The organism is Limnohabitans sp. (genome assembly GCF_040401135.1).
Lineage (GTDB): Bacteria > Pseudomonadota > Gammaproteobacteria > Burkholderiales > Burkholderiaceae_C > Limnohabitans.
In genome coordinates this window covers 28,556-42,812 of sequence record NZ_JBBAOV010000020.1, presented here as the reverse complement: position 1 = coordinate 42,812, position 14,257 = coordinate 28,556, and the positions used below count along the sequence as shown (strand labels likewise).

The following is a 14,257-nucleotide window of genomic DNA, read 5'->3' as shown; positions in this document are numbered from 1 at the left end:
TGGCGGAGAAGGAGGGATTCGAACCCTCGGTAGGGTCGCCCCTACGCTTGATTTCGAGTCAAGTACATTCGACCACTCTGCCACTTCTCCTGATTCGGTGTCGTTTGTCGAAGGCGCAATTCTATCAGCCGCGCAATTCGGTCAGGCCGCCCATATAGGGGCGCAGCGCTTCAGGCACGCGCACACTGCCATCGGCTTGTTGGTAGTTTTCAAGCACCGCCACCAAGGTGCGGCCCACGGCGAGGCCTGAACCGTTCAAGGTGTGCACCAGCTCGTTCTTGCCTTGTGCATTTTTGTAGCGGGCTTGCAAACGGCGCGCTTGGAAGGCTTCGCAGTTGGACACCGAGCTGATTTCGCGATAGGTGTTTTGCGCGGGCAGCCAAACCTCAAGGTCGTGCGTCTTGGTGGCGCCAAAGCCCATGTCGCCGGTGCACAGCAACATGACGCGGTAAGGCAAGCCCAGCTTTTGCAGCACGGCTTCGGCGTGGCCAGTCATTTCTTCTAAGGTTTCGTTGCTCTTGTCGGGATGCACGATTTGCACCATCTCGACTTTGTCAAACTGGTGTTGGCGAATCAGGCCACGCGTGTCACGGCCTGCGCTGCCCGCCTCTGATCGGAAGCACGGCGTGTGCGCCGTTAGCTTGATGGGCAGCTCGCTTTCGGCCAACACCACGTCGCGCACAAAGTTGGTCAAAGGCACTTCGCTGGTGGGGATCAGATACAGCGCGGCGGTTTCGCTGGCCGCTTCGCCTTCTTGGCCGCCCTTTTTGGCGGCAAACAAGTCTTCCTCAAACTTGGGCAACTGGCCCGTGCCTTTGAGGCTGTCGGCGTTCACGATGTACGGCGTGTAGCACTCGGTGTAGCCGTGCTCTAGGGTTTGCACGTCCAGCATGAACTGCGCGAGGGCACGGTGCATGCGGGCAATTTGGCCCTTCATCACAGTGAAGCGTGAACCCGTTAGCTTGACGCCCATTTCAAAGTCAAGGCCCAAGGGCTCGCCCAAGTCCACATGGTCTTTGGGTTCGAAGCCCAAAGGTGCGGGCTCGGTGCCCGTGGGGCTCCAACTGCGCAGCACCACGTTGCCGTGTTCGTCTTCGCCCACTGGCACGCTGTCGTGAGGCAGGTTGGGCACAGCCAAGAGCAAGGTTTGCAATTCGGCTTGGAGCACATCTAAGCGAGCAGATGCGCCATCGAATTCGGTATTTATTTCTACAACAGATGCTTTTAAAGACTCAACACGATGGTCGTTGGCATCAACAACATCGTTTTCCTCCGTAGCAACGAGACGAGCTCTCTGCCCCATCAACATACCGATTTCTTTAGAGGCTTTATTGCGATGGCCCTGCAACTCTTCGGTGCGAGTTTGCAATGTTTTGCGCTCAGCCTCTAGCGCCTGGTACGCCTCCACATTCAAAAACGCTTGTGGGCTCTTGCGAGTTTCGAGTTTGGCAATGACGCTGGGCAGATCGCGGCGCAGTTGGTTGATGTCGAGCATGTGGTTTTCAGTCCTGTTACTTCAGCCCTTTGGGCAGCGGGAATTTGATGGTTTCTTCGACACCATCAAGGGTTCGGACGGACAAGGCGCCCAAGGCGCGCATGCGGGCAATGACTTGCTGCACCAAGATGTCTGGGGCCGAGGCGCCGGCGGTTAGGCCCACACGGGTCACGCCAGCAAACCATTCTTCTTTCAACTCCTCAGCGCTGTCGACCATGTAGGTTTGTGCGCCCGAGCGTTGGGCCACATCGCGCAAGCGGTTGCTGTTGGAGCTGGTGGGGCTGCCCACCACAATGACCAAATCGACCTCGGTGCTCAGCACCTTCACCGCATCTTGGCGGTTTTGGGTGGCGTAGCAAATGTCTTGCATCTTGGGCTTGCGAATACTCGGAAAACGCGCCACCACGGCATCGGTAATGACGGCTGCATCGTCCACGCTCAGGGTAGTTTGTGTGACCACGGCCAAGCGCTCGGTTTGTTTGGGCGACACCTTGGCCACATCAGCCACGTCTTCCACCAAGTAAATACCGTCTAGCAACTGGCCCATCGTGCCCTCGACTTCGGGGTGGCCTTTGTGGCCAATCATGATGAACTCGAAGCCCTCTTTGTGCAGCTTGGCCACTTCCACATGCACCTTGGTGACGAGCGGGCAAGTGGCGTCAAACACGGTAAAGCCACGTCGCGCTGCTTCTTCCTCCACCGACTTGGGCACGCCGTGGGCGCTAAAAACCAAGGTGGCGCCCGCGGGCACATCGGCCAAGTCTTCAATGAAGATGGCGCCCCGTTGCTTGAGGTCTTCCACCACATAGGTGTTGTGCACGATTTCGTGTCGTACATACACGGGCGAGCCAAACTTTTCTAAGGCGCGGTCAACAATGTCGATGGCACGGTCTACGCCAGCGCAAAACCCACGGGGCTCGGCCAGGACAATTTCTTTTAGGCTGTGGTTCATGATGTTTACAAAATCCCAATAACTTTTACTTCAAACGTCACAGGCTGGTTGGCCAATGGATGGTTGAAGTCAAACAAAACTAGGTCGTCGCTTACTTTCTGCACCGCGCCGGCAAAAGAGCCTTGGCCATTAGGCGCAGGAAACTGCACCACATCGCCCGCGTTGTATTGCTCGTTGGGGTCGCCAAATTCTTTCAGCAAGCTTTTGCTGACCCACTGCTGCATGTCAGGGTTGCGCTCGCCAAAGGCCAAGCCAGCAGCCAGCTCAAACGTGGTGTGCGCACCTTCTTCAAGCCCCATCAAATGCTGCTCTAACGCAGGCGACAACTCGCCCGAGCCCAGCGAGAGCGTGGCGGGTTTGTCGTTGAACGTATTGATCACGTCGCCTTGCGGTCCCGAAAGCCGGTAGTGCAGCGTTAAAAAAGAAGCGGGCCCAATGGTAGGGTGAGCGTTGGATGCAGTCATGGAAGTCTCTGTGTTGAACCACTATTGTAGAAAGCTCTCGCTATGGACCGAATGCCCGCACCCATGACCATTGCGCAACTCCCCGTCGAGATGCGGCCTCGCGAAAAGCTGCTCAAACACGGCGCTTCAGCGCTGACTGACACCGAGTTGTTGGCCTTATTTTTGCGCACGGGCATCAAGGGCAAAGGTGTGTTTGTGATGGCCCAAGAACTGCTGGACCGCTTCAAGGGCTTTGCCGGCCTGATTCACGCCACCGCAGCCGAGCTAAAAACCTGCAAGGGCATGGGCGGCGACGCCAAGCGCTCGCAGTTGGTGGCCGTGCTAGAAATGGCACGCCGCGCACTGACCCAAGAATTAACTGAGACCACTGTCATGAATTCGCCCAATGCGGTGAAACAATACTTACAACTTGAATTAGCGCAACTCAAACACGAGGTATTTGCAGTTTTGTTTCTAGACGCCCACAACCGCCTGCTGTCGTATCAGCCCATGTTTCGTGGCTCGTTGTCACAAACCATGGTCTACCCCCGTGAAGTGGCTAAGACCGCCCTCGCCTTGGGCGCGGACGGCGTGGTGCTGGCGCACAACCACCCGGGCGGCACGGTCAACCCCTCGCAAGCCGACATGAAACTCACCCGCACCCTGCAAGAAGCCTTGGCACTGATCGACGTGACCGTGCGCGACCACATCATCGTGGCGCAGGGCAAGTATTTGTCGATGGCCGAAGAGGGGCTGCTGTGAAAGCCAAATCACTGCAAGACTTGGGCGCGATTCGCAAGCAGGTGAACGATGCAGCCGTGGCCGCGGCGGCTGCTGAAGAAGCTCGCAAAGAAGCCGCACGACGCGCCGAGGCCGAGCGCAATTTATTCACCAGCGCCATTGGCAACGTGAAGCCCATTGCCGCCAAAGCCCGTGTGCACATCACGCCACAACGCCCCGCAGCCCGCCCCTTGCAGCAAGATCTAGACGACCAAGCCGCGTTGGTCGAGAGCATGAGTGACGAGTTTGATGTAAGCACCCTGCTAGATGTGGATGACCAACTGAGCTTCAGACGGCCCGGCATTGGCACGGACGTGACTCATAAGCTGCGCAAAGGCGAATGGGCCATGCAAGGCCAGCTCGACCTGCACGGCTTTCGGAGTGACGAAGCCCGTGAAGCACTGGGCCAATTTATACGCGATGCCAAACGCATGGGCTGGCGTTGTGTGCGCGTGGTGCACGGCAAAGGCTTGGGTTCGCCCGGCAAAGAGCCGGTGCTAAAGAGCAAAGTGCAGCGCTGGTTGGTGCAAAAAAATGAGGTGCTGGCCTTTGTGCAGGCCAAGCCTTCAGACGGCGGCGGCGGTGCGCTGGTCGTTTTGTTGGGCCCTAGCAAAGGCTAGTGGCTGGCTTGCCTGAGCGTCTGCACCACGGGGCGACGCAGCACATCGCGCAAGCCCCACCACCCTGCAGCCAAGGCCAATAACGCGCCTACTGCTGCGCCCAGCAAAGGCACCCACGGGCTGGCCGTCCATTCAAACTCAAACGCGAATCGGGCCAAACCCCAGCCCATGGCCATGGCCACGCTGGTGGCCAACAGGCCAGCCAGTGCACCCACGCCAGCCAGCTCGGCACGTTGCACACGGGCCAGCAGTTGGTTGGACGCACCCAGCGCGCGCAGCACCGCGTATTCACGCGCACGCTCTTCGCGGGTGGCGGTGACGGCGGCAAATAACACCACCAAACCAGCGGCCAAGGTGAACAAGAACAAAAACTCCACTGCGCTCACCACTTGGCCGAGCACGCTTTGCACTTGGTTCAAGGTGGCGCCCATGTCCACATTGGTGATGTTGGGAAAGCTGCGCGTGAGTTGGTTGTCAAAGCTCTGTCCCGTCACACGGGGCGGTGCACGAAACGCGGCGATGTAGGTGGTGGGCACGTCAAAGCCCTCATCGGTGGTGAGACGCTCGACGGGATACATGACAAAGAAGTTGGCACGCATGGAGGTCCAGTCCACACGCCGCACCGAGGTGATGCGTGCTTCGCGTTGCATACCCGCGATGTCAAAGCGCAGGCTGTCGCCCAATTTGAGGTTAAAAGTTTTGGCAATGCCGTCTTCGATACTCAAGCCCTTGGGGTCTTCGGCTTGCCATGTGCCGCCCACCACTTGGTTGTGTGCAGGCGGCTCGACGCTGTAGGACACATTGAACTCGCGGTCCATCAAGCGTTTGGCGCGTTCATCGGTGAAGCTGTCGGGGGTAACGCTGACATCGTTCACCGCCACCAAACGCCCGCGCACCATGGGGTACCAGTCGAGTTTGTTCACACCCGCATCGCGCAAATTTTGCAAAAACGGCTCGGACTGCGAGGGCTGAATATTCAAAATAAATCGGTTGGGCGCATCCGCTGGCGTGGCATTGCGCCAGCTGCTGATGAGGTCGGTGCGCAGCAGCACCAACAACGCCAAAGCCAACAAACCCACCGCCAAGGCGCTTACCTGCACCATGGCATACACAGGGCGAGCGCTGATTTGCCGTGTGGCCAACATCAACCAAGGCGGCGCTGCCCCTTCAACCACACTGCGGCGCAACAGCCACACAGCCAGCCAAGCCATGCCCGCAAACACCAACACCGCGCCGGCAAAGCCGCCCACCACCATGAGGCCGAGTTTCACATCACGGCTCACTGCCACCAGCAACACGGCAAAGCCCGTGAGCCCCAAGGCCCACACACTGAGCGTGGTGGCTTTGAGCTCACCCACATCGCGGCGCATCACGCGCAGTGCTGGCACGCTAGCCAGTTGCAGCACGGGGGGTAAACCAAACGCCAATAAAAGGGTCAAACCCGTGCCTAAGCCATACACCACCGGCCACACGCTGGGTGCAGGCAAAGCAGTTTCTACCAAGCCTTTGAGCAAAGCCACGAACACCCAATGCACGGCATAACCCAAGACCAAACCCAACCCGCTGGCAAACATGCCCACCCACACAAACTCAGCGGAATAGGCCAGCGTGATGTGACGTTGGCTCAGACCCAACACACGCAGCATGGCGCAGTCATCCAAGTGACGGGCAGCAAATGCCCGGGCGGCCAGTGCCACAGCCACAGCGCTTAGCAAAGCAGCCAACAAAGCTACCAAGTTTAAGAACTTGCCCGCACGGTCCAAGGTTTGCCGCATCTCAGGGCGGCCTGCATCCAACGACTCCACACGCACGCCGCGCACGTCGGGTTTTTTGCTTTCGATTTGCAGCCAGTCAGAAAAATCAGCCACCGCGGCGGGCTCGCCTACCAAGGCAAGACGCCAGTTCACCCGGCTGGCGGGTTGAATCAGCCCCGTGGCGTCGATGTCACCCCTGTTGATCATCACGCGTGGCGCAAAGTTCATAAAGCCCGCGCCACGGTCGGGCTCGGTCACCAGCACTTGTGTGATGCGCACTCGCACGTCGCCCAAGAACAACGCATCGCCTACATCGAGCCCCAAAGCCTCTAAGCCGCCTGCATCCACCCAAGCTTGGCCCCGCTCGGGCACTTGCTTGGTTTTGCGGGCCGCCTGAGCGCCCTCGGGTGTCAAAGAAACTTGGGCTTGCATAAGGTCATCTGCCACACGCAGCTCGCCGCGTAGGGGGTAGCCTGCCTCCACCGCTTTGAGCGCCACCAATTTGCTGTTGCCCTCGCCACCCTTCGCGAGCACACCCCGCGCCATGGTGGGAAACGTCAAGGTGGTCACGCCCTTCAAACCCAACTGTGCAGCACGTTGTGCAATATCGTCGGGCGTGGCATGGTCGCTGACCACCACCACATCGCCGCCCAAAAGTTGTCGTGCATCTCGTTGCAAGCCGCCATTCAAACGGTCGGCTAAAAAGCTGACCGAGCTGAGTGCGGCCACACCCAAAGCCACCGCTACCACCAACAAGCGCAACTCACCCGCGCGGGCGTCACGCCACAGCGTGCGCCAGGCCAAAGCCAACCAAGTCACGCCGCTGGCTGCGACGCGTGAAGATGTTGCTTGGGTGTTTGCATTCATGCGTGGTTTACCTTGTGCACGCCGCCTTGCGCCAGTGCTGGATCTAGCTGCAAACGCTCACGCGCGGTGTAGCAAAGAAAGTGTTTGTTGGTGGCACGACCAATGGTGCACAGCTGCAAGCGCATGGCCACGTCATAGCCCATTTGCGTGATGCCGCTGCGCGACACCACCACGGCTACACCCATTTGGGCAGACTTCATCACCATCTCGCTGGTCAAGCGACCCGTGGTGTAAAAAATTGAATCAACACTGGCAACCACACTGTGCATCCACATCCAGCCGGCGATGGTGTCGATGGCGTTGTGGCGGCCTACATCTTCAACAAAAATCTGCATCTGCTCGCCACTGAACAAGGCACAGCCATGCACCGAGCCTGCCGATTTGTAGGTGCTTTCTTGCAGGCGAATGGCGTTCAGCAGGCCATACAAACGCGCTTGACTGATGCATGCATCGGGGAGCTTAAGGGTGTCAATCTCACCCATCAAGTCACCAAACACACTACCCTGCCCGCAGCCCGTGGTGACCACGCGCTTTTCAGTGCGGGCTTCAATGTCGGCTATGCCACGACGGGTTTTGACTGCTGCCACGCCCGCGCCGTCTTCGCCGGCGTCCCAATCGACCGTGACGGACTCGACCTCGCTCACATCGCCCACCAAACGCTGGTTACGTAAATAGCCCAGCACCAGCAGCTCAGGGTGAGCGCCCAAGGTCATGAGCGTCACAATTTCTCGTTTGTCCACATAAACAGTGAGAGCGCGTTCAGCGGGGATGGACACTTGCTCGCTGACGCCGTGTTCATTGACCGCTTCAATTTGGCGCGTCAACTCGGCTTGGGCTTGGGTCAGATATGGCAACACAGAAGGTAAAGAGACAAAGGACATAAGCCCAGTAGGCTACAACAAAAAGGGCCGACACCTTTCAGTGCGGCCCAATCAACAGCGCGGCTGTGTGGATTACTTTTTAGCCGGTGCTGCAGCCACTGCGGGTGCGGGTGCAGCTGCAGGTGCGGCCGCAGCAGCAGGCGCTGCTTCTGGCGGTGTGTAAACAAACTTACCTGGGTCAGCACAAGGCGGAGTGGCCACTGGCTTGCCCGCTTTGGCTTTGTTGGTCTTTTGCAAATGAGCAGCCGCCTTGTCTTGCGACTTGCACAGCAGGTAGGCATCGGCCTTGCCAGTGTGAGCAGTTTTGGCTTTAGCTTCTTCCGCCTTGGCTTTGGCCTCATCGTTAAGAGGGGGCAGTTTGGCAAATGCAGCCGAGCTGGCTGCGGCCAAGATCAATGCAAAAAGTGCTTTGTTCATCGTTATTCTCCTGTGTCAACTCGCTCAAGCGCGCGCTGGATTGCCCGAACTTTCGGTGCGATGGGCGGGGATCTTGCCTGCCTTGATGTCGTCGTGCCAAAGTTCGTGGTGTTCTTTGGCCCAGGTTTCGTCGACGTAGCCTGTGCGCATCCCTTTGTAAGCGCCTTCCATGCCGACTGTGCCCATGTAGATGTGACCAATGAACATGGCCATCATGAACAAGGTTGCCACAGCGTGAATCATGTGAGCAATCTGCATGGTGCCGCGCTCGTAGTCAAGGAAGGGAATAATCTTGTCAAGCACAAAGCCCGAACCCACCACCACCAAACCCAAGGCAAACACGCCGCCCCAGAACACCACTTTTTCACCAGCATTGAAGCGGTGCGAGGGCACTTCTGTGCTACCAAATAAACCGCCGGCCTTAATGATCCAAGTCCAGTCTTCTTTGCTTGGCCAGTTGTCTTTCAAGAAAGTGAAAAACACCACCGTCAAAGACACTGCAAACACGGGACCCGCAAAGTTGTGCGCGTTTTTAAGCAGATAAGTGAACCAACCAAACAGCGTGTCGCCAATGATGGGCTGCATGAAATACTTACCAAAGGCCATCACAATGCCAGAAATAGCCAAGATCACAAACGTGATGGCATTGGTCCAATGGGCTGAGCGCTCGAAGGGTGTGAAGCGCTCAATCTCTACGCCTGAGGGCTTGCCATGCAACATGATCATGCCCTTGCGCCAGTAGAAAATGCCGACCGCGCCGAGAGCGATCAACAACAAGGCGCCACCGTAAGGAATGATCCAGTTGTTACGCACTTGCCGCCACGCTTCGCCAGCCGTGGTTAAGCGCGAACCTGGGTACTGTACGAAGGGTTGTATCAGCACGCCAGCTTCTGGGGCCTCCGATTTTGGCAAGCTGGTGTAGCCTTCGGCGCCAGCGCCCACAGATCGCCACATGGGCGCATTGTTGCCAGGCTGAACTTGGCCGCGTTGTGCGTTGTTTTGCTCGGCATAACCAGGCGCATCGCTGGCGTCAGGCTTGACGTCTTGTATGTTGACGCTCTGCACGGCCATGGCCGCCGCAGGCGATTTGTCTTGTGCCGCAGCCGACAGTGCAAACACCGTCAACGCCGCACACAAGACCGATTGAAAAGAGCGGTGCATGGTATGCCCCTTTATTTTGGTGAACGACTGTGATCGTCTTGCCCGTATTGGGCGCGTGCACGCAAGTGCTGCTCCCAGCTGGTTTTGTTGCCGGCGGTCCAGCCTGCTTCAACGTAACTGTTGGTTGCACCGCTGAAGGCGGTGGCGTCGTTTTTGGTGCCGAGGGTTTGGGTGGCTTCACCGCAAGCGGTGAGAGCGCCCACGCTCAACAAGATGAATGACATGCGTTTCATGATTTCTTCACTCCCTCAACCTTGGCGGGTGCTTGGCCCGCTTGCTTTGAGCCGTAAGCCGTACCCCAGCCCCACACTTCAGCACCCTTGTTGCGCTTGACAACGCGGTTGCGGAAGATGTCGGCCACCATGTCGCCGTCGCCAGCAAGCAAGGCCTTGGTTGAACACATTTCAGCGCATGCAGGCAACTTGCCTTCGGCCAAACGGTTGCGACCGTATTTTTCAAACTCGGCTTGGCTGCCGTTGGCTTCTGGGCCACCCGCGCAGAAGGTGCACTTGTCCATCTTGCCGCGCACACCAAAGGTGCCTTGACTTGGAAACTGAGGTGCGCCAAATGGGCAAGCGTATGAGCAGTAGCCACAGCCAATACAAATGTCTTTGTCGTGCAAGACCACGCCTTCGTCGGTCTTGTAGAAGCAGTTCACTGGGCAAACTGCCATGCAAGGCGCGTCCGAACAATGCATACACGCGACAGAGATAGATTTCTCGCCGGGTACACCGTCGTTCAAGGTGACCACACGGCGACGGTTCACGCCCCATGGGACTTCGTGTTCATTTTTACAAGCGGTAACGCAACCGTTGCACTCGATGCAACGCTCTGCGTCGGAAATAAATTTCATGCGTGCCATTTAATTCTCCTTAGGCGCGTTCGATGTCGCAAACAGTGGTCTTGGACTCTTGCATCATGGTGACGCTGTCGTATCCATAGGTCGTAGCAGTGTTGACGGCTTCACCACGCACCACAGGGGCTGCGCCCTTGGGGTAGTGTTTGAGCATGTCTTCACCTTGCCAGCGGCCAGAGAAGTGGAAAGGCATCCAAACGGTGCCTGAATCCACGCGCTCGGTCACCAAGGCTTGTACGTTCAACCGAGCACCCGTGGGGCTTTTTAGCCACACACGCTCACCGTTGCGAATGCCACGGTCAGCAGCGGTCTTGGGGTTGATTTCCACATAGGCTTCTTGTTGCAACTCGGCCAACCAAGGGTTGGAACGGGTTTCTTCGCCGCCACCTTCGTATTCGACCAATCGGCCGGATGTGAGGATGAGCGGGAATTTCTCGTGCACCTTGTCGGCCAGGTTTTTGTCTTGAATCGTTTTGAACAAGGTGGGAAGACGCCAGAACGCTTTTCTGTCAGCGTGCGTGGGGTACTTTTCCATCAAGTCGGGACGTGTGCCATACAAAGGCTCGCGGTGTTGTGGGATTGGATCTGGGAAGTTCCACACCACGGCACGCGCTTTGGCGTTGCCGAAGGGATGGCAACCGTGGTTTTGCATGAACACCCGTATCATGCCGCCCGAGTTGTCGGTCTTCCAGTTCTTGCCCTCGGCCAATGGTTTTTCAGCATCGGTGAGTTCGTCCCACCAGCCAAGCTTTTTGAGCAACACGTGGTCAAGCTCTGGGTAGCCGGTGGTGATGTCGGCACCTTTGGAGTGCGAGCCATCTTCAGCCAACAAGTTTTTGCCGTCTTTTTCCACGCCGAAGTTGGCGCGGAAGTTACCGCCGCCTTCCATGACGTGCTTGGAGTTGTCGTACAGGTTAGGTGAGCCAGGGTGCTTGAGTTCGGGTGTGCCGTAGCAAGGCCAAGGCAAGCCAAAGTAGTCGCCGCCAAAGTCGTAACCGGTTTCTTTGTCTTTGCCGCCTCTGGACTTGAGGGTCTTCACGTCGAACAAGTGCATGTTCTTCATGTGGGCCTTCAGTCGCTCAGGGCTTTGGCCGGTGTAGCCAATAGTCCAAACCGACTTGTTGATTTCGCGCAAGATGTCTTCGACCATGGGTTCGTCCATGCCTTTGACTTTTTGCAGCTTGTAGTTCTTGACCAGCTCAGGACCAAAGCCCAGCTTTTGCGCGAACTGATACATGATCATGTGGTCAGAACGGCTTTCCCACAAGGGCTCGATGACCTTTTCGCGCCATTGAATAGAGCGGTTCGATGCGGTGCATGAGCCACTGGTTTCAAACTGCGTGGAAGCGGGCAACAGGTACACCGCGCGGTTGGGGTTGAGGTCTTCGGCTTTGCCGGGCATCGCTGCCATCGCGGCTGTAGCTGATGGGTAAGGGTCAACCACCACCAACAAGTCCAGCTTGTCCATGGCGCGCTTCATCTCTAAGCCACGGGTTTGTGAGTTGGGTGCATGACCCCAATAGAACACGGCCTTGAGGTTGCTGTCTTGGTCAATGAGTTCGTTGTTCTCCATCACGCCGTCGATCCAGCGTGACAAAGTGATGCCGGGCTTGCTCATCATGGCAGGCGAGGCAAAGCGGCCTTTGATCCAATCAAATTCAACACCCCACGCTTTGGCGAAGTGCTTCCAAGAACCTTCGGCAAGTCCGTAGTAGCCGGGCAATGAGTCGGGGTTAGGGCCCACGTCGGTTGCGCCTTGCACGTTGTCATGGCCGCGGAAAATATTGGTACCGCCGCCGGTCTTGCCCACGTTGCCCAAGGCCAACTGCAAAATACAAGAGGCACGGACGATGGCATTACCCGTGGTGTGTTGGGTTTGACCCATACACCAAACAATGGTGCCGGGGTTGTTGTCGTGCAGCATCTTGGCCACAAGGGTGACTTGTTCTGGAGACACACCGCAGACTTCTTCGACTTTGTCGAGCGTCCACTTGGCCATGACTTCTTCTTTGACCTTGTCCATGCCGAACACGCGGTCGTTGATGTATTTTTTGTCTTCCCAGCCGTTCTTGAAGATGACGTGCAAGAGGCCAAACAAGAAGGCGATGTCCGAGCCAGAGCGAATGCGCACGAACTCGTCAGCCCTAGCCGCTGTGCGTGTGAAACGTGGATCAACCACGATCATCTTGCAGCCGTTTTCTTTGGCATTCAACATGTGCAGCATCGACACAGGGTGCGCTTCAGCGGCATTGGAGCCGATGTACATGGCGACCTTGCTGTTTTGCATGTCGTTGTACGAGTTGGTCATTGCGCCATAACCCCACGTGTTGGCCACACCAGCCACGGTGGTGGAGTGGCAAATACGGGCTTGGTGGTCACAGTTGTTGCTACCGAAGTAGCTGACAAACTTGCGCAACAGGTAGGCTTGTTCGTTGTTGTGCTTGGAAGAGCCAATCCAGTACACACTGTCTGGACCTGATGTTTTGCGCAGCTCAAGCAGCTTGGCGCTGATTTCGTCAAGGGCAGTGTCCCAGCTGATGCGCTCGTACTTGCCGTTGACCAGCTTCATGGGGTAACGCAGGCGGAACTCGCCGTGGCCGTGCTCACGCAGGGCCGCACCTTTGGCGCAATGCGCGCCGAGGTTGATGGGGGAATCAAACACCGCTTCTTGGCGTACCCAGACGCCGTTTTCAACCACGGCATCCACCGCGCAACCCACCGAGCAGTGGGTACACACAGTGCGCTTGACTTCAATCTTGCTCGCGCCAGCGCTAGAAAACGCACCAGAGGCACTGGCTTTTTTCACCAAGCTCAGCTGCGTGGCGGCCAAGCCCACACCAATACCGAGGCCAGAGCGGCGCAAAAAGCCACGACGGTCAAGGGTTGGCAAAGCTTGTGACAAACCGCGTTGCAAGCGGCCGACAAATGCAGAGCTGCCAGAGGTTTGGGCAGCGGCGTCAGTTTTACGTGTTAACAACATGATGTGCTCCTTCAGACGCGGGCGGTCTGGTAGTAACGCTTGACGTGTTCGCTCAAGCTGTAGCCGCCGCCGTTTTGGGGCGCAGGTGGAAGTGTGTTCAGTTCAGCAGAGGGTGCGCTGAGGCCGGGCATCGCCGTGACGGCTGCAGCGGCAGCACCTGCGGCAGCAGCGCCCATGAAGAAGCCTCGGCGCGATGGTGTCGCTTGATTTTTGGCTTGGTCTTTGACTTGGTCTTTTAGCATTTTGAGCTCCTCGTGATGCCGTGGATATGAACGACTTTGCATAATGTATCAACGATGTGGTTTAGCCTTGTACGTACAAACGCCATGAGCGCGAGAATACATTCAAAATAGCTAAGCCAAAAAGCCACATCTGTCACTTATGCGTCATGAGATGCGCATCAAAAACAGATTCGAGGCGCAAAAGAGGCGTTAAGCCAGCATGTCAAAGCCCTGAGCTTCCACGCTGACAAACGCTCGGGTCAGCTCGGCCAAGGAGGCATAAAAACGGGCACGCGGCGTGGCTTGCACAGCATCACAAAACGCGGGCAACCAGGTTTGCACATGGGCAGCAAAGAACTTGGCTTGTTGCGTGAGGTTGGACACCGCCACGTCCTCACCCGCCACCAAAAAGCGCATGACCTCGAACACATAAGACACATGGTCTTCGGTCTCAGACATGGTGGTGTCGTCGCGGCCTAGACCCAAGGCGGCCAAGTCGGTGCGCATTTGAGCCAAAGGCTTTTCGTTCAAAAAGCCCGTCAAAAAATGTGAGGCAAACACATACACCTCGGGCTTGCCTACACCGCCAAACAGGGCGTTGTGTTCGTTTTGAATACTCTGGTCGTCCATCTCGCGGGCCAGGCCCACCAACTGACGCCAAGGCTCTTCCAAAAAGCCACCGGCAGTGGGCGCCTCCGTGGCGGCCACGCGCAACTGCGTCAACAGCTCGGGGCGCGCAGGTGCGTAGAACAACTCGGAAATCAAACCGTACAGCTCGGCGCGTGCGGTTTCTTCGTCAAGGGCGGAGGATAAATGAGGTTCGGTCATAC

At 57.4% G+C, this 14,257-nt stretch carries 14 protein-coding genes and 1 tRNA gene; 2 read left to right on the top strand and 13 right to left on the bottom strand.

Annotated elements, in window-relative coordinates; translation table 11 throughout:
* From ABWP81_RS07310 to ABWP81_RS07295, 4 genes are all read right to left on the bottom strand, one after another.
* Positions 1 to 90: transfer RNA gene (locus ABWP81_RS07310), tRNA-Ser, on the bottom strand.
* A 34-nt stretch (positions 91 to 124) separates the two neighbouring features.
* Positions 125 to 1,495, bottom strand: a complete 1,371-nt coding sequence (gene serS, locus ABWP81_RS07305) for a serine--tRNA ligase (protein WP_353140718.1) — start codon at positions 1,493 to 1,495, stop codon at positions 125 to 127.
* A gap of 16 nt (positions 1,496 to 1,511) precedes the next feature.
* Positions 1,512 to 2,447 (bottom strand): 4-hydroxy-3-methylbut-2-enyl diphosphate reductase, encoded by a 936-nt coding sequence (gene ispH, locus ABWP81_RS07300; protein WP_353140716.1) that lies wholly within the window; start codon positions 2,445 to 2,447, stop codon positions 1,512 to 1,514.
* A 5-nt stretch (positions 2,448 to 2,452) separates the two neighbouring features.
* Complete coding sequence (locus tag ABWP81_RS07295) at positions 2,453 to 2,911, bottom strand: FKBP-type peptidyl-prolyl cis-trans isomerase (RefSeq protein WP_353140714.1); 459 nt, start codon at positions 2,909 to 2,911, stop codon at positions 2,453 to 2,455.
* Positions 2,912 to 2,974: 63 nt separating this feature from the next.
* Here ABWP81_RS07295 and radC point away from each other — a divergent pair, with 63 nt between their 5' ends.
* Positions 2,975 to 3,652, top strand: a complete 678-nt coding sequence (gene radC / locus ABWP81_RS07290) for a RadC family protein (protein WP_353131581.1) — start codon at positions 2,975 to 2,977, stop codon at positions 3,650 to 3,652.
* Positions 3,649 to 4,290: a Smr/MutS family protein gene (locus ABWP81_RS07285; protein ID WP_353140712.1), complete on the top strand. Its 642-nt coding sequence runs from the start codon at positions 3,649 to 3,651 to the stop codon at positions 4,288 to 4,290. Before radC ends, ABWP81_RS07285 begins: the two co-directional genes overlap by 4 nt.
* On the opposite strand, the gene ABWP81_RS07280 is transcribed toward ABWP81_RS07285, so the two are convergent.
* The 9 genes from ABWP81_RS07280 to ABWP81_RS07240 all read right to left on the bottom strand — a co-directional run bounded on the left by ABWP81_RS07280 (position 4,287) and on the right by ABWP81_RS07240 (position 14,255).
* The gene (locus tag ABWP81_RS07280; protein ID WP_353140710.1) at positions 4,287 to 6,911 is read right to left on the bottom strand and encodes an ABC transporter permease; all 2,625 of its coding nucleotides are present in this window, start codon (positions 6,909 to 6,911) and stop codon (positions 4,287 to 4,289) included. The genes ABWP81_RS07285 and ABWP81_RS07280 overlap by 4 nt on opposite strands.
* The gene (locus ABWP81_RS07275) at positions 6,908 to 7,792 is read right to left on the bottom strand and encodes a formate dehydrogenase accessory sulfurtransferase FdhD (protein WP_353140708.1); all 885 of its coding nucleotides are present in this window, start codon (positions 7,790 to 7,792) and stop codon (positions 6,908 to 6,910) included. The genes ABWP81_RS07280 and ABWP81_RS07275 overlap by 4 nt, the downstream gene beginning before the upstream one ends.
* Before the next feature lie 72 nt (positions 7,793 to 7,864).
* Positions 7,865 to 8,209 (bottom strand): hypothetical protein, encoded by a 345-nt coding sequence (locus ABWP81_RS07270; RefSeq protein WP_353140706.1) that lies wholly within the window; start codon positions 8,207 to 8,209, stop codon positions 7,865 to 7,867.
* Positions 8,210 to 8,233: 24 nt separating this feature from the next.
* Entirely contained in the window at positions 8,234 to 9,370 is a 1,137-nt protein-coding gene (locus tag ABWP81_RS07265) for a formate dehydrogenase subunit gamma (protein ID WP_353140704.1), read from the bottom strand.
* 11 nt (positions 9,371 to 9,381) lie between these two features.
* Positions 9,382 to 9,603, bottom strand: coding sequence for a hypothetical protein (locus tag ABWP81_RS07260; protein WP_353131554.1), 222 nt, complete (start codon positions 9,601 to 9,603; stop codon positions 9,382 to 9,384).
* Positions 9,600 to 10,232 carry a formate dehydrogenase FDH3 subunit beta gene (gene fdh3B, locus ABWP81_RS07255; RefSeq protein ID WP_353140702.1) on the bottom strand — a complete coding sequence of 211 codons (633 nt, stop codon included), beginning with the start codon at positions 10,230 to 10,232 and terminating at the stop codon, positions 9,600 to 9,602. Before fdh3B ends, ABWP81_RS07260 begins: the two co-directional genes overlap by 4 nt.
* 10 nt (positions 10,233 to 10,242) lie before the next feature.
* Complete coding sequence (locus tag ABWP81_RS07250) at positions 10,243 to 13,206, bottom strand: formate dehydrogenase subunit alpha (RefSeq protein ID WP_353140699.1); 2,964 nt, start codon at positions 13,204 to 13,206, stop codon at positions 10,243 to 10,245.
* Positions 13,207 to 13,217: 11 nt separating this feature from the next.
* Entirely contained in the window at positions 13,218 to 13,448 is a 231-nt protein-coding gene (locus ABWP81_RS07245) for a formate dehydrogenase (RefSeq protein WP_353140696.1), read from the bottom strand.
* A gap of 189 nt (positions 13,449 to 13,637) precedes the next feature.
* Entirely contained in the window at positions 13,638 to 14,255 is a 618-nt protein-coding gene (locus ABWP81_RS07240; protein WP_353131558.1) for a TorD/DmsD family molecular chaperone, read from the bottom strand.
* Positions 14,256 to 14,257: the final 2 nt, after the last annotated feature.